Source organism: Pseudomonas sp. H3_C08, from assembly GCF_054669455.1.
Genome location: NZ_CP162803.1, coordinates 4,325,341 through 4,344,890 on the forward strand (window position 1 = coordinate 4,325,341; position 19,550 = coordinate 4,344,890).

Annotated in this window: 19 protein-coding genes; 9 read left to right on the forward strand and 10 right to left on the reverse strand. The window is 59.3% G+C overall.

Annotation, left to right across the window (positions count from 1 at the left end):
* Nucleotides 1-340: 340 nt before the first annotated feature.
* Complete coding sequence (locus AB4N74_RS19750) at nucleotides 341-1,579, forward strand: MFS transporter (protein WP_007909739.1); 1,239 nt, start codon at nucleotides 341-343, stop codon at nucleotides 1,577-1,579.
* A gap of 118 nt (nucleotides 1,580-1,697) precedes the next feature.
* Nucleotides 1,698-1,985, forward strand: coding sequence for a HigA family addiction module antitoxin (locus AB4N74_RS19755; protein WP_460089024.1), 288 nt, complete (start codon nucleotides 1,698-1,700; stop codon nucleotides 1,983-1,985).
* A 12-nt stretch (nucleotides 1,986-1,997) separates the two neighbouring features.
* Here the strand turns inward: AB4N74_RS19755 and AB4N74_RS19760 are convergent, their stop codons facing one another.
* Nucleotides 1,998-2,543, reverse strand: coding sequence for a DJ-1 family glyoxalase III (locus AB4N74_RS19760; protein ID WP_460089025.1), 546 nt, complete (start codon nucleotides 2,541-2,543; stop codon nucleotides 1,998-2,000).
* 67 nt (nucleotides 2,544-2,610) lie between these two features.
* A complete protein-coding gene (locus AB4N74_RS19765) occupies nucleotides 2,611-3,045 on the reverse strand; it encodes a DUF4879 domain-containing protein (protein ID WP_371748320.1) in 435 nt (144 codons plus the stop codon).
* A 237-nt stretch (nucleotides 3,046-3,282) separates the two neighbouring features.
* Here AB4N74_RS19765 and AB4N74_RS19770 point away from each other — a divergent pair, with 237 nt between their 5' ends.
* Together AB4N74_RS19770 and trmA are read left to right on the forward strand one after the other, a co-directional pair.
* Nucleotides 3,283-4,578, forward strand: a complete 1,296-nt coding sequence (locus AB4N74_RS19770) for an NCS2 family permease (protein ID WP_099757237.1) — start codon at nucleotides 3,283-3,285, stop codon at nucleotides 4,576-4,578.
* Complete coding sequence (trmA, locus tag AB4N74_RS19775; protein ID WP_460096987.1) at nucleotides 4,575-5,654, forward strand: tRNA (uridine(54)-C5)-methyltransferase TrmA; 1,080 nt, start codon at nucleotides 4,575-4,577, stop codon at nucleotides 5,652-5,654. Before AB4N74_RS19770 ends, trmA begins: the two co-directional genes overlap by 4 nt.
* A gap of 58 nt (nucleotides 5,655-5,712) precedes the next feature.
* On the opposite strand, the gene AB4N74_RS19780 is transcribed toward trmA, so the two are convergent.
* Both AB4N74_RS19780 and AB4N74_RS19785 read right to left on the reverse strand, forming a co-directional pair.
* Nucleotides 5,713-6,156, reverse strand: a complete 444-nt coding sequence (locus AB4N74_RS19780) for a DUF2442 domain-containing protein (protein ID WP_460096989.1) — start codon at nucleotides 6,154-6,156, stop codon at nucleotides 5,713-5,715.
* Entirely contained in the window at nucleotides 6,153-6,581 is a 429-nt protein-coding gene (locus AB4N74_RS19785; protein WP_460096990.1) for a DUF4160 domain-containing protein, read from the reverse strand. Before AB4N74_RS19785 ends, AB4N74_RS19780 begins: the two co-directional genes overlap by 4 nt.
* A gap of 314 nt (nucleotides 6,582-6,895) precedes the next feature.
* Between AB4N74_RS19785 and aroQ the strand changes: the two genes are divergently transcribed.
* Complete coding sequence (gene aroQ, locus AB4N74_RS19790; protein ID WP_460096992.1) at nucleotides 6,896-7,336, forward strand: type II 3-dehydroquinate dehydratase; 441 nt, start codon at nucleotides 6,896-6,898, stop codon at nucleotides 7,334-7,336.
* Nucleotides 7,337-7,341: 5 nt separating this feature from the next.
* A complete protein-coding gene (locus AB4N74_RS19795; RefSeq protein ID WP_460096994.1) occupies nucleotides 7,342-8,196 on the forward strand; it encodes a shikimate dehydrogenase in 855 nt (284 codons plus the stop codon).
* A gap of 99 nt (nucleotides 8,197-8,295) precedes the next feature.
* Here AB4N74_RS19795 and AB4N74_RS19800 read toward each other — a convergent pair whose 3' ends face one another.
* Together AB4N74_RS19800 and quiC are read right to left on the reverse strand one after the other, a co-directional pair.
* On the reverse strand, nucleotides 8,296-8,973 hold the full coding sequence (locus tag AB4N74_RS19800) for a TetR family transcriptional regulator (protein WP_093434710.1): 678 nt from the start codon (nucleotides 8,971-8,973) through the stop codon (nucleotides 8,296-8,298).
* A gap of 101 nt (nucleotides 8,974-9,074) precedes the next feature.
* Nucleotides 9,075-10,976 carry a 3-dehydroshikimate dehydratase QuiC gene (quiC, locus tag AB4N74_RS19805; protein ID WP_099757239.1) on the reverse strand — a complete coding sequence of 634 codons (1,902 nt, stop codon included), beginning with the start codon at nucleotides 10,974-10,976 and terminating at the stop codon, nucleotides 9,075-9,077.
* A gap of 358 nt (nucleotides 10,977-11,334) precedes the next feature.
* On the opposite strand from quiC, the gene AB4N74_RS19810 reads away from it, so the two are divergent.
* Nucleotides 11,335-12,672, forward strand: a complete 1,338-nt coding sequence (locus AB4N74_RS19810) for an MFS transporter (RefSeq protein WP_099757240.1) — start codon at nucleotides 11,335-11,337, stop codon at nucleotides 12,670-12,672.
* 128 nt (nucleotides 12,673-12,800) lie between these two features.
* Here AB4N74_RS19810 and AB4N74_RS19815 read toward each other — a convergent pair whose 3' ends face one another.
* From AB4N74_RS19815 to AB4N74_RS19830, 4 genes are all read right to left on the reverse strand, one after another.
* Nucleotides 12,801-13,679 (reverse strand): DMT family transporter, encoded by an 879-nt coding sequence (locus tag AB4N74_RS19815; protein ID WP_034153813.1) that lies wholly within the window; start codon nucleotides 13,677-13,679, stop codon nucleotides 12,801-12,803.
* 113 nt (nucleotides 13,680-13,792) lie between these two features.
* Nucleotides 13,793-14,608: a sugar phosphate isomerase/epimerase family protein gene (locus AB4N74_RS19820; RefSeq protein WP_460096997.1), complete on the reverse strand. Its 816-nt coding sequence runs from the start codon at nucleotides 14,606-14,608 to the stop codon at nucleotides 13,793-13,795.
* Nucleotides 14,609-14,610: 2 nt separating this feature from the next.
* A complete protein-coding gene (locus tag AB4N74_RS19825; RefSeq protein WP_460096999.1) occupies nucleotides 14,611-15,672 on the reverse strand; it encodes a Gfo/Idh/MocA family protein in 1,062 nt (353 codons plus the stop codon).
* Between the two features lie 243 nt (nucleotides 15,673-15,915).
* Nucleotides 15,916-16,692 carry an IclR family transcriptional regulator gene (locus AB4N74_RS19830; protein WP_093434699.1) on the reverse strand — a complete coding sequence of 259 codons (777 nt, stop codon included), beginning with the start codon at nucleotides 16,690-16,692 and terminating at the stop codon, nucleotides 15,916-15,918.
* A gap of 175 nt (nucleotides 16,693-16,867) precedes the next feature.
* On the opposite strand from AB4N74_RS19830, the gene AB4N74_RS19835 reads away from it, so the two are divergent.
* Together AB4N74_RS19835 and AB4N74_RS19840 are read left to right on the forward strand one after the other, a co-directional pair.
* Nucleotides 16,868-18,607, forward strand: coding sequence for an FAD-dependent oxidoreductase (locus AB4N74_RS19835; protein WP_460097001.1), 1,740 nt, complete (start codon nucleotides 16,868-16,870; stop codon nucleotides 18,605-18,607).
* Nucleotides 18,591-19,424: an aldo/keto reductase gene (locus AB4N74_RS19840; RefSeq protein WP_460097002.1), complete on the forward strand. Its 834-nt coding sequence runs from the start codon at nucleotides 18,591-18,593 to the stop codon at nucleotides 19,422-19,424. Before AB4N74_RS19835 ends, AB4N74_RS19840 begins: the two co-directional genes overlap by 17 nt.
* The last annotated feature ends 126 nt before the right edge of the window (nucleotides 19,425-19,550 follow it).

The following is a 19,550-nucleotide window of genomic DNA, read 5'->3' on the forward strand; positions in this document are numbered from 1 at the left end:
TGCCCCCACGGATATGGAGTGCGGCGAATTCTGATTCGTTCTTTTTTAACAACCATCGCAACGCAGGGAGTCTGGCCAACGGGCCACCAGAGCATGGCCCGGGAGGGTCTTGATCTGGATCAAGCAACGTTGAAAGAGTAGTCCCATTTCCGACGAACAACTGCGTGGTCGTTTGCCGCGTGACAAGTTGCCTCATCGGCGCGGCAATGCTCTGCAATGGATTTCTTGCGGCGAGCTGGAGGAAATCGATGTCTGGCTAACTAAATTTTTTGTCATAGCAACTTCCTGTTACAGACTGGTGATAACCTCGCGGTTCCCCTCGAGCCAGACCTGCCTTCAGATGCCCAGCCAAGAGCCCCTGCTGTTACGTCACCATCGTCCGTTTCTCGCTTTCTGGTTCGCGCGGATTTTCACCGCCAGTGGCTTTCAGATGCTCACTGTGGCAATTGGCTGGAACCTCTACCAATTGACCGGCAACGTCCTCGATCTGGGTCTGGTCGGGCTCGTCGAATTCGCCCCGCGTGTGCTGTTCATGCTGCACACCGGGCATGTCGCTGATCGTTACGACCGGCGCAAAGTCGCGGCGATCTGTCAGTCGTTGCAGGCATTGATCGCCCTGGCGCTGGCCATCGGCAGCGCCACCGATCACGTCACCCGCGAGATGATCTTCATCCTCGCCTTCCTGCTCGGCGCGGCGCGTTCGTTCGAGATGCCGACCACCCAGGCACTGCTGCCGAGTATTGTGCCCAGCGCACTGTTCCCACGGGCGGTGGCAGCGGCACAATCGGCGCAACAGTCGGCAACCATCGTCGCCCCGGCGCTGGGCGGCTTGCTCTATGCATTCGGCAGCGTCTGGGTCTATGGCCCGACTGTGCTGCTTTACGTCATTGCCTGCACCTTGATGCTCAACCTGCCCGCGCGACAGACGCCGTTGAACAAAGGCAAAGCCACGCTGGATTCGTTATTGGCCGGGATTCGCTTCATTCGCAGCCGCCCGGACATTCTCGGTGCTATTTCGCTGGATTTGTTTGCGGTACTGCTCGGCGGCGCCACGGCGTTGCTGCCGGTATTCGCCAAGGACATCCTGCTGACCGGGCCGTGGGGCCTCGGCCTGCTACGTTCGGCACCGGCGGTCGGCGCACTGGGGATGTCGCTGTTCCTCGCCCGATTTGCCGTAGAACGCAACGTTGGCCGAGTGATGTTCACGGCGGTCGGGGTATTCGGCGTTGCGACCATCGCCTTCGGCCTGTCGACCTCGTTCTGGTTCTCGCTGGCGGTGCTGGTGGTGCTCGGCGCGGCGGACATGATCAGCATGGTCATCCGCGCCTCTTTCGTACAATTGGAAACCCCCGACGAAATGCGCGGCCGGGTCAGCGCGGTGAACGGGTTGTTCATCGGTGCTTCCAATCAGTTGGGCGAATTCGAGTCCGGTGTCACCGCTCACTGGTTCGGTACTGTCCCAGCGGTGGTCATGGGCGGGATCGGCACGCTGGTGGTGACCGGGACGTGGATCAAGTTGTTTCCGACGCTGGCTAACCGGGACCGGATGCATGTGCCGGTGGAAGAGGTGAAGGTCTGACAACCTCCAAAACACAAAATAACTGAAAAGGTGCGGTACATAGTTACCGCACCGAGTGTAATGTATCGCCTTACACTCCAGCCCATGATCAAATCCTTCACTGACAGAAGGCAGGCTCATGCCCATGCACAACCCGCCACACCCCGGCGAAACCCTGCTGATGGATGTTTTGCCCGAGCTTGGCATCAGCGTGACCGAATTGGCCCGACACTTGGGCTTCGCGCGCCCACATCTTTCCCGTGTACTACACGGACATGCGCCAATCAGCCCGGATCTGGCTGTGCGTCTTGAGCGTGCTGGCATTGGCAAGGCGCGTGTGTGGCTAGGCGTACAAACCGACTACGATCTGTGGCAAGCGGAGCATCGGGAGCAACCGGTTATCGAACTGATCGCTGTCCACCCCTGACACCTCCAGCCACTACAACTCCCCCGCCACTTTTGCCCGCACGGCCTTGCCGCCGAGTTGCTCGACCAGCGTCAAGGCAAACTCCAGCGCAGCGCCTGAGCCTTGTGCGGTGACGCAGTTGCCGTCGACCACCACCGGTTGATCAACAAACGTACAGCCCGAGAGTTGATGGCTGGCGCTGGGCAGGCAGGTCATGCGCCGCTGGCGCAGCACGCCGAAGGATTGCAGGGCGATGGCCGGGGATTCGGCGATGGCGGCGAACAGGCGGCCGGCACTGGCCTGATCCTTGACCAGTTGTTGCAGCGGTTGATGCGCAGCCAGGTGTTGCGAACCGACGGCGCCGCCGGGCAGTACGATCAGGTCGAAGGTTTGCGCCAGCACGTCGACCAGCATGCCATCGGCGGTCAGGCGTGTGCCACGGGCGCAGGTGAGCATGCGTCGCCCTTCAATACTGGCGGCCACCACCTCGATGCCGGCCCTGCGCAGCACGTCGATCAGGGTCACGCTTTGCAGATCATCGATGCCCTCGGCGAGGGTAATCAGGGCTCTAAAGGTCATGGGCGTTATCCGCTGGGTGATCTTCCAAGCGTAGACAGCTTTGTCCGGCCCTGTTCGCAGACAGCCGTTACTTGATGTAAAGCTGGGTCGACATCGTATTGCGTGGCGCGTTGATCGAGGTGTTGCTGAAGGTGAAGGTGCCTTCCTGCTTGCCCGCCAGATCGAAGGTATAAAGAGAACCGACGGTTTTGTTGCCGGGAGTGCACTCGGTCAGGTTGCCGTTATCAAAGGCACAGACCGGCGCTCGGGTGCCGTTCACCTCGAAACCATCCAGGGTCGCATGCGGCTGGCTCTGGCCGTATCCGACTTCCAGTACATAGACCTTGATGCTCGGCCCACTATGATTGCATTGGGTCTGCGTCTGGCCATCGGCAATGTCCTCCAGGCCACAGGCCGGCGATTGCACCTTGATCACTTTCACTTGGGTCAACGGCTCCGCCGAGGCCGCCAGCACTATCGGAGCCACGGCCATCAGTGCGGCAATCAAACCCGAAACCTTCATCCAGCACCTGCTCATGCGCTTCCCGTCCCGAAAAAATCAGCGCGCAGTATGGCGCAGTTGGCTTCTAGGCAAAACTTCGCCGACGATCGACACCAACAACCGCCATATTCCTCACGCTGCTGGTATGATGCGCGGCTTTTTCCGGCCCACCACAATTTTCCAGGCGCTTGCGATGGTCTGTGCTTTGCTGTTGAGGTCGATACATTCACGGCGCCACGCGCGCCACGGGGAGCAGACATGCTGGAAAGGCTGTTTCAACTCAAGGCACACAACACCAACGTGCGCACCGAGATTCTGGCGGGCATCACGACTTTCTTGGCCATGGCCTACATTCTGTTCGTCAACCCGAGCATTCTCGGTGAGACCGGCATGGACAAGGGCGCAGTGTTCGTCGCTACCTGTCTGGCCGCCGCGATCGGTTCGACGATCATGGGCCTGATCGCCAACTACCCGATCGCCCTTGCGCCGGGCATGGGTCTGAACGCCTTCTTCACCTACACCGTTGTCCTGCACATGGGCCACACCTGGCAAGTGGCGCTGGGCGCGGTGTTCATCTCGGCGGTGTGCTTCTTCCTGCTGTCGATCTTCCGCATCCGTGAATGGATCATCAACAGCATCCCGCTGCCGCTGCGCTCGGCGATTGCTGCCGGTATCGGCCTGTTCCTGGCACTGATCGCCCTGCACAACGCAGGTATCGTCGTCAGCAACCCGGCGACCATGGTCGGCCTTGGTGACCTGAAACAACCTGCACCGATTCTCGCCACCCTCGGTTTCGCCCTGATCGTCGCCCTCGAAGCATTGAAAGTGCGCGGTGCAGTACTGATCGGCATTCTGGCAGTGACCATCATTTCCATCGCCATGGGCGTCACCCCGTTCAACGGCGTGACCTCGATGCCACCTTCGCTGGCGCCGACCTTCATGCAACTGGACATCAAAGGTGCGCTGGACATCGGTCTGGTCAGCGTGATCTTCGCGTTCCTGTTCGTTGATCTGTTCGACAACTCCGGCACCCTGATCGGCGTCGCCAAGCGCGCCGGTCTGATGGGCAAAGACGGCCACATGCCGAAAATGGGTCGCGCGCTGATCGCCGACAGCACCGCGGCCATGGCCGGTTCGTTGCTCGGCACGTCGACCACCACCAGCTACATCGAATCCGCGGCTGGCGTGAGTGCGGGCGGGCGTACCGGTCTGACGGCCATCGTCGTGGCGATTCTGTTCCTGCTGGCACTGTTCTTCTCGCCACTGGCGGCCAGCGTTCCGGCGTTCGCCACCGCGCCGGCACTGCTGTTCGTCGCCGTGTTGATGACTTCCGGCCTGGCGGAAATAGACTGGGACGACATCACCGTCGCCGCGCCGGTCGTGGTGACCGCGCTAGCCATGCCGTTCACTTATTCGATCGCCAACGGCATCGCGTTCGGTTTCATCGCCTGGACCGTGATCAAGTTGCTGTCCGGCCGCGCTCGTGAGCTGAACCCGGCGCTGGTGATTCTGTCGATTCTGTTTGTGATCAAGTTGGGTTGGTTCAACGCATGACATTCGATTCCCAGGCTTACGCCGAGCAACTTGAAGCCAAGGTCACGCGTTTGCGTGATCTGCTGGCGCCGTTCGATGCCCCCGAGCCGACCGTGTTCGACTCGCCGCTGCAGAACTTCCGTCTGCGCGCCGAATTCCGCCTGTGGCGCGAAGGTGGCGAGCGGCATTACGCGATGTTTTCTCAGGACGACAAACGCACGCCGATCCTCATCGAAGCGTTCCCGATTGCCAGCCTGCGCATCAACCAGTTGATGCCGCAATTGAAAGCGGCGTGGCAAGCCAGTTCGGCGCTGAGCCACAAGCTGTTTCAGGTGGAGTTCCTGACCACGCTGGCCGGCGATGCGATGATCACCCTGTGCTATCACCGTCCGCTGGACGAACACTGGCATACAGCGGCGACGAAGTTGGCGGCGGATCTCGGCGTCAGCATTATTGGTCGCTCGAAGGGCAAACGCGAAGTGCTTGGCCTCGATTACGTGGTCGAGAAACTCGATGTCGGCGGTCGCACCTTCAGCTATCGCCAGCCGGAAGGCGCGTTCACCCAGCCGAACGGCACGGTGAACCAGAAGATGCTCAACTGGGCGTACGAAGCACTCGGTGACCGCACTGACGACTTGCTGGAGCTGTATTGCGGTAACGGCAACTTCACCCTGCCGCTCGCGACTCGCGTGCGCAAAGTGCTGGCTACCGAAATCAGCAAAACCTCGGTCAACGCGGCATTGAGCAACCTCAGCGAAAACGCTGTGGATAACGTCACCCTGGTGCGTTTGTCCGCCGAAGAACTGACCGAAGCGCTCAACGACGTGCGCCCGTTCCGTCGCCTGCAAGGCATCGACCTGAAGAGCTACGAGTTCGGCAGCGTCTTCGTCGACCCGCCGCGCGCCGGCATGGACCCGGACACCTGCGAGCTGACCCGACGTTTCGACAACATCCTGTACATCTCCTGCAACCCGGAAACCCTGGCGGCCAACATCGCCCAGTTGCACGACACGCACCGTATTACCCAGTGCGCGTTGTTTGACCAGTTCCCGTGGACGCATCACATGGAATCGGGTGTGTTGCTGACCCGGCGTTGATTGCCGATGCCGGATACGAAAAAGCCGTCGTGATTGACGGCTTTTTTGTGGGCGCTCACTAAGCGGGATCGACCTTACGCGGACGCCCGCCCTTTTTGCCATTCGCCCGCGCGGCTGCAGACTTTGCCGCGCTGCTCTGACGGCCGTTGCGCGAAGCAACGGCAGAAGCGGCCATGGCCAATAGTGATGGGCTCGCCGAAATCATCCCAGAAATGGAAACGTCGAGGTCTTTACCCTCGTGACAAAGCGCAGTGCCCGCAAAGCCAACTGTCAGGTTTTCGTAATCCTCTGCATTGAATCCGTCGAACTCTGGATAACGATCCACCGGTAGCAACACACCGCTGCCGTCTTCAAAACGGATGATCAGGGATGGTTTCTCAAAGTTTACGGAGACAGCCTGCAAGCTATTCGTTCGGCGTGCTTGCCCTTGCTGGATGGCGACGTCGATCATCTCCTCCGTGAGGGGTCGACGTGCGGATGGCTTGGCTTTGATGACTTTCATAAATCGATTTCCACTCCTTCCAATGCGTCTATCAATGTCAGAAGAGTTTTGCCCTCTTCTGGCAGATAACGCGCCGATCCCACTCTGTATGTCTTGTCAGTGACGAGTTTCATCCCCAGCACTTCGTTTGAATGGCTGTCCCACAATTGATTGTCGAGACAGACAGTTTGCAATCTTGACCACCAGATCCCGCGTGCTCGTCGCAGATGAGCAGGCTGCTCAAGAGATCGACACAAGCCATCCAGCACGGTTAACGGTGGTCGACGAGAAAGCGGCATGACATCCCAAAGCTCAATATCGTTGTGCCAGAAACTGAACTGTAATCGGGCGCTCCAGCTACCTGAATTCACGTGAACGTGCGGGGGGCAATGCTCATCTCGCAACATGATGACAATCGACAATCCTTTGTAGCTGCACACCTTCATGCTAACCCATCCGTTAGGTTAATAAGTTTCAGGATTCAAGATTCCTTTCAAATCCGACGACTGGTGATCGGCACATGACGTTTCACCGCTTTTCAGGCTAGCGTCGCAACAGGTCATGAGCCGGGCAATCTCCAGTGAAAAACGTAAGCAAAGCTGTCGTCATATCTCGATCAATATTGCTTCTGTGCGATCACCGAACATAAAACGCCACGTCCATTTTTGTTCAATTGACCATGGTAACCATCTAGTACATTTTATCTCCACAGGCTGAAATCCTCGGCCAAAGCCAAAAACAATAAGTGGAGTTACCCCTCATGCCCCCTATCGTTCTGGTGCTCAATGGCCCGAACCTGAACCTGCTCGGCACCCGCGAGCCGGCGACTTACGGTCACGAAACCCTGGCGGACATCTCGGCGTTGTGCGGTCGCGCAGGCAAAGAATTCGGCCTGGCCGTAGAGTTTCGTCAGACCAATCACGAAGGCGAACTGCTCGACTGGATTCACGCTGCCCGCGGCCGTTGCGCCGGGATCGTGATCAATCCGGCCGCGTGGACGCATACTTCGGTGGCGATTCGCGACGCACTGGTGGCCAGTGAATTGCCGGTGATTGAGGTACACCTGTCCAACGTCCACGCCCGCGAGCCGTTTCGTCATCACTCGTTTGTCTCGGCGATTGCCACGGCGGTGATGGCCGGGTTTGGCAGTCATGGCTATCGCCTGGCGCTGGAACATTTCAGCCAGCGGCTGAAGGGGTAATGCGCATGTCTCGCTCTAACGTAATACTCGCCGGGCTGATCGGCGCCGGCATTCAGGCCTCGCGCACGCCGGCGCTGCATGAGCACGAAGGTGATGCCCAAGGTCTGCGCTACCTCTATCGATTGATTGATCTCGATCAGTTGAAAATGGACAGCACCGCCCTCTCCGAACTGCTGCTGGCGGCCGAGCGGATGAATTACACCGGGCTGAACATCACTTTCCCGTGCAAGCAGGCCATCATCCCGCTGCTCGATGAGCTGTCGCCGGAAGCCAAGGGCATCGGCGCGGTGAACACCGTGGTGTTGAAGGACGGTAAACGTGTCGGCCACAACACTGACTGCCTTGGATTCGCCGAGGGTTTTCGCCGGGGGCTGAAGGACGCTGCCCGCGAGCGCGTAGTCCAGATGGGCGCCGGTGGCGCAGGCGCAGCAGTGGCCCACGCATTGTTGAGCGAAGGCGTACAGCAACTGACTATTTTCGATGTCGATCGTGAACGCGCTGAGAGTCTGGCGAACAATCTCAATCAGCATTTCGGCTCGGGTCGCGCCGTGGCCGGGCAAGATCTACCGAGTACGCTGAATCAGGCCGACGGGCTGGTGAATACCACGCCAATGGGCATGGCCAAACTGCCGGGCATGCCGGTGCCGGTCGAGTTGCTGCGCAAGGAATTGTGGGTGGCGGAGATTGTGTATTTCCCGCTGGAAACCGAACTGCTGCGCAACGCCCGCGCGCTGGGTTGCCGGACGCTGGACGGCGGCAACATGGCGGTGTTTCAGGCAGTGAAAGCGTTTGAATTGTTCAGTGACGTGGTGCCGGACGCGCAGCGGATGCTCGCGCATTTTCAAAGCATGAATGGCTGAATTCTTTCCCCCTGCTCGCGAAGGCGTAAGGCCAGCCAATACATCTGTTGACTGACACACCGCTTGCGCGAGCAGGCTCGCTCCCACAGGGGGAATGTGTCAGGCCTGCAGGTAGCGCAGCACCGATTCGCAAATCATCTCGCGATGCCGCTGTTTGATGCTTTCATCCGGCAGATCGATCTGAAAGATCTCGCCAAATGTGTGCCGGTTCGACACGCGATAGAAGCAGAACGAACTGATCAGCAAATGCACATCCAGCGCATCCAGCCCCACACGGAAAACACCTTCAGCAGCACCACGACGCAGTATCTCGCCGAGTGAATCGAGGATGGTGTTGTTCATCGCTTTGATCGCGTCGGAACGCTTCACGTATTCGGCGTTGTGGATGTTTTCGATGCTGACGATGCGCACGAAATCGACATTGCGGTCGTGGTGATCGAAGGTAAATTCCACCAGACGCCGAATCGCCTCTACCGGCGCCAGCTCGGCCAGGTGCAGACGGTTTTCGGTGCTGCGGATGTCACCGTAAAGCTTTTCCAGCACCTCGACGTACAACTGCTCCTTACTGCCGAAGTAGTAATAGATCATGCGTTTGGAGGTGTGGATTCGCTCGGCGATCGCATCGACGCGAGCACCGGACAAGCCTTGCTGGACGAACTCGACGATCGCCTCCTGCAAGATGTTCTCGCGGGTCTTTTCCGGGTTGTTCTTGCGACTCTTGCGCGGCTCTACAGTGGAAACTTCAGAAGCTGCGGAAAGTTCTGTATTCATCGTCATTGCGGGCTCACGGCCATCACTGCACAGGCGGCGATTATGGGCTGCGCAGCACAGTGAAGGAAGCTGCGCGGCCCGTGTTTAATCCCGCGTTTACGAATTTCCTACAACTTCGCCTGGCGCACGGCACCACTGCGAGATTTGGCCATCGCCGCCAGGCGCACCGCGACGTTCGCCGCGCCATACCCGGCATAGCCATTCTTGCGCTGAATGATCTCGAAGAAGAAACGCCCTTCAAACGGTTCGGTGTAGACGTGGAACAGCTCACCGCCCTGGGCATCACGGTCGTACAGAACGTTGTAATACGCCAGTTCACTGAGAAACTCGTCGTCAAAATCGAAGCGCGCGGCAAGGTCGTCGTAATAGTTGAGCGGAATATCCAGTAGCGGCACGCCGGCTTCTTTGGCGCGACTGACTTCGGCGAAGATGTCGTCACAATCGAAGGCGATGTGGTGCACCCCGGAGCCGCGATAACTCGACAGCGCGTGGGAGATGGCGGTGTTGCGGTTCTCGGAGATGTTCAGCGGCAAGCGGATCGAACTGTCGCGGCTACGCAAGGCGCGGCTCTTCACCAGACCATACGGATCAGGCAGCACCACTTCATCGTCCGCTTCGAAATCCAGCAGGCTCTTGTAGAACAGCACCCAACTGTCGAGGCTGTCGGCCGGCAACGCCATGGCCATATGATCGATACGCTTGAGACCGCCACGGGCCGGCGCGTCTGCCAGCAGGTTGAAATCGGTGCCGTAGACGTCGGCCTGTTCATCCACCAGATAAATCAGGCTGCCGTCCGGCGCGCGCACCGCTGCCAGTTCCAGTTCGTTGGGGCCGACCAGTCCACGATAGGGCTGACCTTTGTAAGCGACAGCACGGGCCAAGGCACTGGCGCTGTCCTTGACCCGCACAGCCGTGGCACACAGCGACGGGCCGTGAGCCTCGAAGAAGCTGTGCGCAAAGGAATAAGGCTCGGAGTTGAGGATCAGGTTGATGTCACCCTGACGTAACAGACTCACGCTCTTGGAACGATGCTGCCCAGCCTTGACGAACCCCAAGCGTTCCAGCCAGTTCGACAGTTTGGCGCCGAGGCTTTCATCGACGGCAAACTCGAGAAACTCGATGCCGTTGTACTCGCTGGCCTTCGGTGTTTCGAAAAGGATTTCGCGATTGGCGACAGGTGTCGCTTCCTGCTCAAGACGCTGACGGGTTTTCTCTTCCAGATACAGCAGTGAACGTAAACCGTCGGCGGCATTGGCCCGTGGTGGCGCGGCGCGGAAGCCGTCATTAAAGATTTCCAGCGACAGTGGCCCGGTGTAACCGCTCTGGATGATCGGCGCGAGGAAACCCGGCAGATCGAATTCGCCCTGTCCCGGGAAGCAGCGAAAATGCCGGCTCCACTCCAGCACGTCCATCTGCAGAATCGGCGCGTCGGCCATTTGCACAAAGAAAATCTTGTCGCCGGGAATGTCGGCAATGGCGCGGGGATCGCCCTTCAGCGACAACGTATGGAAGCTGTCGAGCAACACACCGAGGCTCGGGTGATCGGCCTGACGCACGATGTCCCAGACCTGTTGATAAGTATTCACGTGACGGCCCCACGCCAGCGCTTCGTAACCAATGCGCAAGCCGCGCGCACCGGCATGCTCGGCCAGCAGGCGCAGGTCATCGACGAGAATTTGTTGATCACCGACGCTGTCGGCCGAGGCGTTACTGCAGACCAGCACCAGGTCGGTGCCCAGTTCCTGCATCAGGTCGAACTTGCGTTCGGCGCGCTCAAGGTTGCGCGCGAGGCGATCACGGCGGCAGCCTTCGAAATCGCGGAACGGTTGAAACAGAGTGATGGCGATGCCGAGATCGGCGCACATCTGTTTAATTTCCCGCGGGCTGCCGTCGTAGTACAGGAGGTCGTTTTCGAAAATCTCCACCCCGTCAAACCCGGCGGCGGCGATGGCTTCGAGTTTTTCCGGCAGGGTGCCGCTCAAGGAAACGGTGGCAATGGAACGCTGCATGTTTCAACTCCCGGACTGCGCCGCTTTATCTTTACTGTAGGAGCCGCCGAAGCCGGCAATCGTTTGATCTTTATTGCTGAAAAGCAAAATCAAAAGATCGCAGCCTTCGGCAGCTCCTACACAGGATGATTTTTATAGTGGGGGAAATTATTGGCTGCATCGATCGTGGCAGCAATTTAAAGTGTACTACCCGGTTAGTTTTGCGTGCGATTATCGAACACAATGGCGGTTTGGCGAATTGACGATTTTTCGTCCACTGCCCAACATCGACTGCACATTGAGTCCGGATCTGAACCACCGGTCGCAGCGTGCAAGTAACAAGCACACCAAATAACAAATCCAAAAACGGGTGGAACACATGATTCCTTCACAGACTTCCCGCATGGCTCCGGCCATGAGCACTGCCACGGGTGGCATCGGCGACAAGATCCGCGGCGCCATGGCTGTCGGCAAGACCCGTTGGGGCATGCTGGCGCTGGTGTTTTTCGCCACTACCCTGAACTACATCGACCGCGCCGCCCTCGGCGTCATGCAGCCCATCCTCGCCAAGGAAATGAGCTGGACGGCGATGGATTACGCCAACATCAACTTCTGGTTTCAGGTCGGCTACGCGATCGGTTTCGTCCTGCAAGGTCGCTTGATCGACCGGGTCGGCGTCAAGCGCGTGTTCTTCTGCGCCGTGCTGCTCTGGAGTCTGGCCACCGGTGCCCACGGTCTGGCAACGTCAGCCGTTGGTTTCATGGTCTGCCGGTTTATCCTCGGCCTGACTGAAGCGGCGAACTACCCGGCCTGCGTGAAAACCACACGCCTGTGGTTCCCGGCCGGCGAACGTGCGGTTGCCACCGGCATCTTCAACGCCGGCACCAACGTCGGTGCGATGTTCACGCCGATGCTGCTGCCACTGGTGCTGCACGTCTGGGGCTGGCAAGCGGCATTCCTGTGCATGTCGGCACTGGGCGGGATCTGGTTGCTGTTCTGGGGCTTGAAGTACTTCAACCCGGAAGATCATCCTAGCGTTAAGCAGTCCGAACTGGACTACATCCAGCAAGAAGTCGAACCGGAACAGGCCCGCGTGCCGTTCTCGAAAATCCTGCGGATGCGCGGCACCTGGGCCTTCGCCCTCGCCTACTCGCTGACCGCGCCGGTGTTCTGGTTCTACCTGTACTGGCTGCCGCCGTTCCTCAATCAGCAATACAACCTGGGCATCAACGTCACCCAGATGGGCATTCCGCTGATCATCATTTACGTCACGGCTGACTTCGGCAGCGTCGGTGGCGGCATTCTGTCTTCGTTCCTGATCGGTCGCGGGATGAACTCGATCAAGGCGCGGCTGCTGTCGATGTTCCTGTTTGCTTGCTGCATCATCGGCGTGATCATGGCCGCCGGCTCAGCCAACCTGTGGGTGGCAGTGGCAGCGATTTCCCTGGCCATCGGCGCACACCAGGCGTGGACAGCAAACATCTGGAGCCTGGTGATGGACTACACGCCCAAGCACATGATGAGCACCGTGTTCGGTTTCGGCGGCATGTGCGCAGCGATCGGCGGGATGTTCATGACCCAGATCGTCGGCCACATCCTCACCGTGACCAACAACAACTACACCGTGTTGTTCACCCTGATTCCGGCGATGTACTTCATTGCGCTGACGTGGATGTATTTCATGGCACCGCGCAAGATTCCTACCGTCACCGAGTAATCTGCCTACACAACCCTACCTGTAGGAGTGAGCCTGCTCGCGATGGCTTAGTGTCAGTCAATAACTTCATCGACTGACACACCGCCATCGCGAGCAGGCTCACTCCTACAAGGTTTTGCGTAACCTGCTCAACGGCGGCTCTGCTGCCACGCTGCCGCCAGTCCGCTGCAACAGATCACCGCGATACCAATGATCGTCAGCAGACTCGGCGTGTGATTGAACAGCAGCCAGCCCAACAACCCGGCAAACACAATCTGGCAATAACCGAACGGCGCCAGCAGTGCCGGAGCGGCATGGCGGAACGCCTGGGTCAGAAACAAATGCGCGGTCATCCCGCAACTGCCCAGCGCCAGCATCAATCCGGCATGGGTCAACGTCGGCACCTGCCAGAAGAACGGCACCAGTGCACTCATCACCAGCGTGTTGCATAACCCGGCAAAGAAGTTGCTGGTGGTCGGGCTGTCCACCTCGGCGAGCTTGCGGGTCAGCAGTTGATAGAAGCAGAAAAACAGCGCCGAGCAGAACGGCAGCAAGACCGCCGGAGTGAACAACTCACCGCCGGGATGGACGATGATCAGCACGCCGATAAAGCCGCAGATCACCGCGATCCATTGACCTCGGGTCACTCGCTCCTTGAGCAGCGGCACCGACAATGCGGTCACCAACACTGGCGCAAGAAAGTTGACCGCCGTGGCTTCCGCCAACGGGATGTACAACAACGCGGTGGTGAAGAACAGGCTGGTGCCGAGCAGGCACAGTGCCCGAACCAATTGCCATAGCGGCTTCTTGGTGCGCAGGACACGCAACCCGGATTGCGGCAGAAAAATCCCTGCCATCAGCAGTGTGTGCACCAGATAGCGCGCCCAGACCACCATCACGATCGGATAAAAACCGGACAGGTATTTCGACAATGCGTCGTGACTGGAGAACAGGAAGGTTGCCACGACAATCAGCAAGATCCCCTTGAAGGGTTGGTTGACACCGGAGAGCGGGGTGCTGACAGTCATTGGTTATCTCTGTTTGAACAACAATACGGTGGCGAAGGAGATCGCGCAGCGGTTACCGATTCGGGACGGCTACGCAGTCCACTGGGAGCAAGCTCCCTCGCCACAAAAAAGACTCACAGTCGCGCCAACAATTCCCGCGTCCTGTCGATCGCCATCTGCGCTCGCTCCAATCCGCTCACGCCCTGCTCCAGCAGTTTTACCGTGGGAATTTCCAGACTCAGTGGAATATTAGTCGGCAGCGCTCGCAGCAACCCGAGCAGATCACAATCACCCTCGCCGGGAAACCGCCGCTCGTTGCGCGCCTGACGCAAGATCTCGGCCATGTCTGACGGCCTCGGCCCCGCTACATCACATAATTGCGCATAACGCAGACGCGACACTGGCACTCCAGCCAGATCCTCCAAGCGTGACGCCGAACGATCAAAGTGGAACGCATCGACCAGCACCGCAGCGTTTTCCCGATCAGCGTTTTCGACCATTCGCAGCGCTTGTTCGAGGTTGCGCGCATCAGTCCAGGGCATGAACTCCAGATGCGGGTGCAGCCCGTAAGGCGCGGCCAGATCGCAAAGCGCCGCAAAGTTATCGGTGAGCCGCTGTTCGTCAGGATCGTTACCGGCGACCAGCAATTCGGTAGCGCCAAATTCCGCACCGACCGTAAGAAGTTTCTCGAAATCGGCGACGTCGGTTTTCGGCTTCAGACGCAGGATTTCCACGTCGAGCACGCGGATGCCGGTGTCGCGCAGCCGCTGCAAAGTCTGACGGCGCAATTCAGCATCGGCGACCAAAGGGAAATGATGCTCCTCGGGCGTCGCCGGTTCCAGGCGCAGGCCGACATGGCTGTAACCAGCACGTGCCGCCACTTCGACCATTTGCGGTGGCGACAACTCCAGCACGGTGAGGCTAGCCAGAGACAGGATTCGTTCGTTCATGTTCAAGCCTCTATCAGCGCAGGGGTGCAGGCACGGCCGGTGGCGGCGGCCTCGCGTATGGCTTCGATCAGCGCCAAAGTGCGCGCAGCGTCGGCCGCACTCACCAGCGGCTCGACTTCATGCCGCGCCACGCGTACGAAATGCAGTAACTGCAAGCGTAAAGCGTCGTCACCGCCGTAGGATTCTTCGACCATCAACAAGGGCTCATGCCAACCGGCGTCGAACTGCTCAGCGGCATAGTACCAACGCTTGAGCTGCGGAATGCTCAACGCTCCGGCGGTTCCGGCCAGCAGATAGCACGGCTGATCCGCATGACGTGGATACACCGGGTTCTCGCCGGAATCCAGCTCCCAACTCCACGGCGCGGCGACCGCGTCGGAACCGCTCAATGTGCCCAGTGTGCCGCCTTCGAATCGCAGCAACACCGCCGCACTGTCTTCGTTGGCGAAACCGCGCACGGCGTTGTCGGTGATCGCTTGCACCGAGCGTACTTCACCGCACAGATGCCGTAATAGATCGAGGTCGTGAATCAGGTTGGTCAGCAACATCCCGGCGCCCGGTTCACGGCGCCACGGGATCTCGAAATAACTGTCCGGTTTGCGCAACTGGAACAGTGCAGTCACCGTGATCAGCCGTCCAAGCGCCCCGCTCTGCACCAGCTCATGAGCGCGAACGATCAGCGGGTTGTGGCGCCGATGATGGCCGACCAGCAACGGAACGCCGCTGCTTTTGACCGCCGCAACCAGTTCGCGCACTTCATCCAGGTGCACGCCGACCGGCTTCTCCAGAAGCACCGGCACACCCACCGCCAGACAATCGAGCGCCGTGCTGACGTGTTGATTATTCGGATTGGCGACGATCACCGCGTCTGGCCGGATTTGCTCCAGCATCTGACGATGATCAGCGAAATGCCTTACACCCCATTCCGCCGCAAGCCCCGCTGCTTGCGACCCGGGATCCGCCACCGCGCACAGCGTTGCTTCGTTGAGGGTTTGCAGATGCCGATAATGTTGCTGGCCCATGTTGCCGGCGCCGATCAGGGCGATTCGAAGGGGCGAATTCAAGGTGCGGTCCTTTTGTGATTGTTGTTGGAATATCACTCCAGCAACAATTTAGAACCGAGTTCCAGAATCAAACACCCATCCATTCTAAAACCGTGCGAACACCGCACAACTTCGTGAACAACAAAAATCCCCTGTAGGAGTGAGCCTGCTCGCGATAGCGGAGTGTCAGTCGCCGTTAACGTTGGCTGACATACCGCTATCGCGAGCAGGCTCACTCCTACAGGGGGTCTGTGTGAACTCGGATTAGATAAACAGTTCTGAGGCCAGGCTTGCTGCTGATAATTCTTCGGTGAAGGTCAGCAACAGCGGTGCCAGCTCATGCAACCGCGCCCCCGGCATCCGCGCACTGGGACCGGCAATACTCAGTACACCGATCACCCGACCATCCGTTGGATGCCTCACCACCGCCGCAATCGCTGAAGTCCCCACTGCCGAACTTTCTTCGACACAGGCATAACCCTGCTCACGAGCCAGACGCAGCCGTTCCAGCAACTCGATATTTGAACGCGGCGCATTCGGCCCGATCCCCACCGGCACCTCCGCCGCCTGCCGCTCGACCAGTGACAACGCCTCGGCGTCGCTCATGCACGCCAGCCACGCATGCCCCGACGCGGTGTAGAACAGCGGCGCGTCGCGGCCCATGTCCGGGTCGTAACGCAGACCGGTGCGCGCGCCTTGTGCCTTGGCGATCCAGGTCTGGCGCTCGCCATCGATCACGCCCAGACGCACCAGTTCGCCGGTTTCCTGCGCCAGTCGGTCGAGTACCGGCTGGACGATATCGGCACCGCAGCTCGACAGGTATTGAAAGCCCATAGCGACCAGTTTGGTCGACAAGTGATAGCGCAACGTTTCCGCATTCTGCCGTACGTAGCCCAACCGAATCAGCTCGGCGAGCAAGCGGTGTGTTGCACTCTTGGGGATATCCAACTGCTCGGCGAGCGTCTGCATCGGCAGCCCGCGTGGATCACTAGTGAGGCTTTCCAGCACGCTGAAAACCCGTTCGATTTGACTGCCGGCCATGGAGACGTCCAAAGAAATTTTGCCGATTCTAGAAGACATTGGCGGCAAAGCGAAATCTGGAACCGGCTGTTCGATAACCGCCCATTTTATAGGCTCAAGGCTTGTAGAGTCGTCGCGACACTGGTTATTTTCTGGAATCAAATTCCAAAAAAACTTACTGCCGGAGCGTTGTTTGATGTCTGCCGAACACCCTGATATCGACTGCGACGTATTGGTCGTCGGTTCCGGTGCCGCCGGTTTATCGGCCGCCGTGACTGCCGCGTGGCATGGTTTGAAAGTCATCGTTGTCGAGAAAGATCCGGTTTTCGGTGGCGCCACTGCCTGGTCCGGTGGCTGGGCGTGGGTGCCGTGCAATCCACTAGCGCGTCGGGCCGGGATCATCGAAGACATCGAACAACCGCGCACCTATTTGCGCCATGAACTGGGCGAGCACTTCGACCCGGCGATGATCGACGCTTTCCTTGAAGCGGGACCGCGCATGGTCGCTTTTTTCGAGCAACACACTGTGCTGCAATTTGCCGATGGCAATGCCATTGCCGACATTCATGGCGACACGCCGGGCGCTGGCACTGGTGGCCGCTCGGTCATCGCCGCGCCTTACGATGGACGCAAGGTCGGACGCTTGCTCAAGCGCCTTCGTACAACGATGCGCGAAACGTCCTTCATGGGCATGCCGATCATGGCCGGCGCCGATCTGTCGGCGTTCCTCAATCTGACCCGTTCACTGAAAGCCGCATGGCATGTCACCCGACGCTTTACCCGACATTTGCTAGATCTCGCGATCCATGGCCGGGCCATGCAATTGGTCAATGGCGTGGCGTTGATTGCACGATTGGCAAAATCCGCCGAAGACATCGGCGTGTTGCTTTGGGAATCGGCACCCGTGACAGCGTTGCTGCGTGAAGGCGCTCGCGTCTCGGGCGCTGTGGTCAACACAGACAAAGGCCCGATCCGCATTCATGCACGCAAAGCCGTAGTGCTCGCCGCCGGTGGTTTTGCCAATGACATCGAGCGGCGCAAAGCCCTGTTCCCGCGCACGCCGACGGGTCACGAGCATTGGGCGCTGCCGCCGCTGGCCGTCGACGGCGATGGTTTGCGCCTGGGCGAAAGTGTCGGCGCACGGGTCAATGCCAATGTAGCTTCGCCCGTGGCGTGGGCGCCGGTGTCGCAAGTGCCACATTCCGACGGCAGTATCGGCCATTTCCCACACATCATTGAGCGCGGCAAACCCGGGATCATCGGTGTACTGAGTAACGGCCAACGGTTCGTCAACGAAGCCAACGGTTATTACGACTACGTCAGCGCCATGGTCGCTGCTGCGCCGGAAGGTGAAGAAGTCGCCTCATGGCTGATCTGTACGCGCGCCTTTCAACGGCGTTATGGACTGGGCATATCGCGGCCATTTCCGCTGCCAGTGTCAGATTTTATCCGCAGCGGCTATCTGAAAAGCGGCAACAGTATTGAAGAATTGGCCCGCGCCTGCGGCATCGATCCGAGCGGATTGCGCCACACCCTCGACGATTACAACCGCCATGCCCGTCACGGCGAAGACCCGTTGTTCGGTCGCGGCGCAACACCCTACAACCGCAAACAGGGTGATCCGGCGAACCTTCCCAACCCCTGCGTTGCCCCAATAGACACTGGCCCGTTCTACGCCGTGAAAGTCCAGCCGGGCTGCTTCGGCACCTTCGCCGGGCTCAAGGTCAACCCGCACGCGCAAGTACTGGATGCCCACGAACAGCCCATCGCCGGCCTCTACGCAGCCGGTGGCGACATGGCCAGCATCATGGGCGGCCACTACCCAGCGGGCGGTATCAACATCGGCCCGGCGCTGACTTTCGGTTACATCGCCGCCCGGCATATCGCCGGTATGACTGCTTTCGAACAGGAGATCGACCATGCAGCACATCGTTAATGCCCAAGGTTTGAACATGCCGAAACTCGGCCTCGGCACCTGGCCGCTGCTCGGCGACGAATGCACTCGCGCCGTGGAGCAAGCGCTGGAATTGGGATATCGACACATCGACACAGCGGCGGCCTACAACAACGAGGAAGCCGTCGGACAAGCACTGGCGAATACCCCGACACCGCGCGAGCAAATTCACGTCACCACCAAAGTCTGGTGGGATCAGCTGCAACCCGACGCGATGCGTCATTCCATGGACCGCAGCCTTACCGCGTTGCGCAGCGACTACGTCGACTTGTTCATGATCCACTGGCCGAGCACCGACTGGGACCTGCCACGCACCCTCGAGACATTGGCTTCGTTCAAAAAACAGGGGCTGGCACGCAACATCGGCGTGGCGAATTTTCCGCTGCCATTGCTGCGCAAAGTCGTCGAAGACTATGGGATTGATCTGTCAGCGATTCAGGTCGAATACCACGTCCTGCTCGGCCAAAACGCCCTGCTCGACTACGCCCGTCAACACGACATGGCACTAACGGCCTACACCCCGCTGGCGCGCAACAAGGTCTCAGACATCCCGCAGATTCAACAGATCGCCGAAAAGCACGGCGTGCTGCCGACTCAGGTCGCACTGAAATGGCTGCTGGATCAGCCCAACGTCGCGGCGATTCCCAAGGCCAGCAGCCGGGCCAATCAACTGGCCAACCTCGCATCGCTGAAAGTTGAACTGGATGATGAAGACCGCGCATTGATTGCAGCACTGCCGAAAAACCAACGTCAGGTCAGCCCGGATTTCGCCCCGGAGTGGGATGCCTTTGATCGCTGATTGATAATCCAGCGATAGAAATCCTGCGCGGGATTGAATTTGCCGCGCGCCAGACCGTCAATAACAGGCCCGACCTCGTCAGCACGAGGCCGGGCCTGTTTGCGTGTGGCCAATAGACGGACGACC

Bases quoted from the DNA above. Each gene is read 5' to 3' on its own strand.
- AB4N74_RS19750 (WP_007909739.1), top strand. From the start codon at position 341: ATGCCCAGCCAAGAGCCCCTGCTGTTACGTCACCATCGTCCGTTTCTC.
- AB4N74_RS19755 (WP_460089024.1), top strand. From the start codon at position 1,698: ATGCCCATGCACAACCCGCCACACCCCGGCGAAACCCTGCTGATGGAT.
- AB4N74_RS19760 (WP_460089025.1), bottom strand. From the start codon at position 2,543: ATGACCTTTAGAGCCCTGATTACCCTCGCCGAGGGCATCGATGATCTG.
- AB4N74_RS19765 (WP_371748320.1), bottom strand. From the start codon at position 3,045: ATGAAGGTTTCGGGTTTGATTGCCGCACTGATGGCCGTGGCTCCGATA.
- AB4N74_RS19770 (WP_099757237.1), top strand. From the start codon at position 3,283: ATGCTGGAAAGGCTGTTTCAACTCAAGGCACACAACACCAACGTGCGC.
- trmA (WP_460096987.1), top strand. From the start codon at position 4,575: ATGACATTCGATTCCCAGGCTTACGCCGAGCAACTTGAAGCCAAGGTC.
- AB4N74_RS19780 (WP_460096989.1), bottom strand. From the start codon at position 6,156: ATGAAAGTCATCAAAGCCAAGCCATCCGCACGTCGACCCCTCACGGAG.
- AB4N74_RS19785 (WP_460096990.1), bottom strand. From the start codon at position 6,581: ATGAAGGTGTGCAGCTACAAAGGATTGTCGATTGTCATCATGTTGCGA.
- aroQ (WP_460096992.1), top strand. From the start codon at position 6,896: ATGCCCCCTATCGTTCTGGTGCTCAATGGCCCGAACCTGAACCTGCTC.
- AB4N74_RS19795 (WP_460096994.1), top strand. From the start codon at position 7,342: ATGTCTCGCTCTAACGTAATACTCGCCGGGCTGATCGGCGCCGGCATT.
- AB4N74_RS19800 (WP_093434710.1), bottom strand. From the start codon at position 8,973: ATGACGATGAATACAGAACTTTCCGCAGCTTCTGAAGTTTCCACTGTA.
- quiC (WP_099757239.1), bottom strand. From the start codon at position 10,976: ATGCAGCGTTCCATTGCCACCGTTTCCTTGAGCGGCACCCTGCCGGAA.
- AB4N74_RS19810 (WP_099757240.1), top strand. From the start codon at position 11,335: ATGATTCCTTCACAGACTTCCCGCATGGCTCCGGCCATGAGCACTGCC.
- AB4N74_RS19815 (WP_034153813.1), bottom strand. From the start codon at position 13,679: ATGACTGTCAGCACCCCGCTCTCCGGTGTCAACCAACCCTTCAAGGGG.
- AB4N74_RS19820 (WP_460096997.1), bottom strand. From the start codon at position 14,608: ATGAACGAACGAATCCTGTCTCTGGCTAGCCTCACCGTGCTGGAGTTG.
- AB4N74_RS19830 (WP_093434699.1), bottom strand. From the start codon at position 16,692: ATGGCCGGCAGTCAAATCGAACGGGTTTTCAGCGTGCTGGAAAGCCTC.
- AB4N74_RS19835 (WP_460097001.1), top strand. From the start codon at position 16,868: ATGTCTGCCGAACACCCTGATATCGACTGCGACGTATTGGTCGTCGGT.
- AB4N74_RS19840 (WP_460097002.1), top strand. From the start codon at position 18,591: ATGCAGCACATCGTTAATGCCCAAGGTTTGAACATGCCGAAACTCGGC.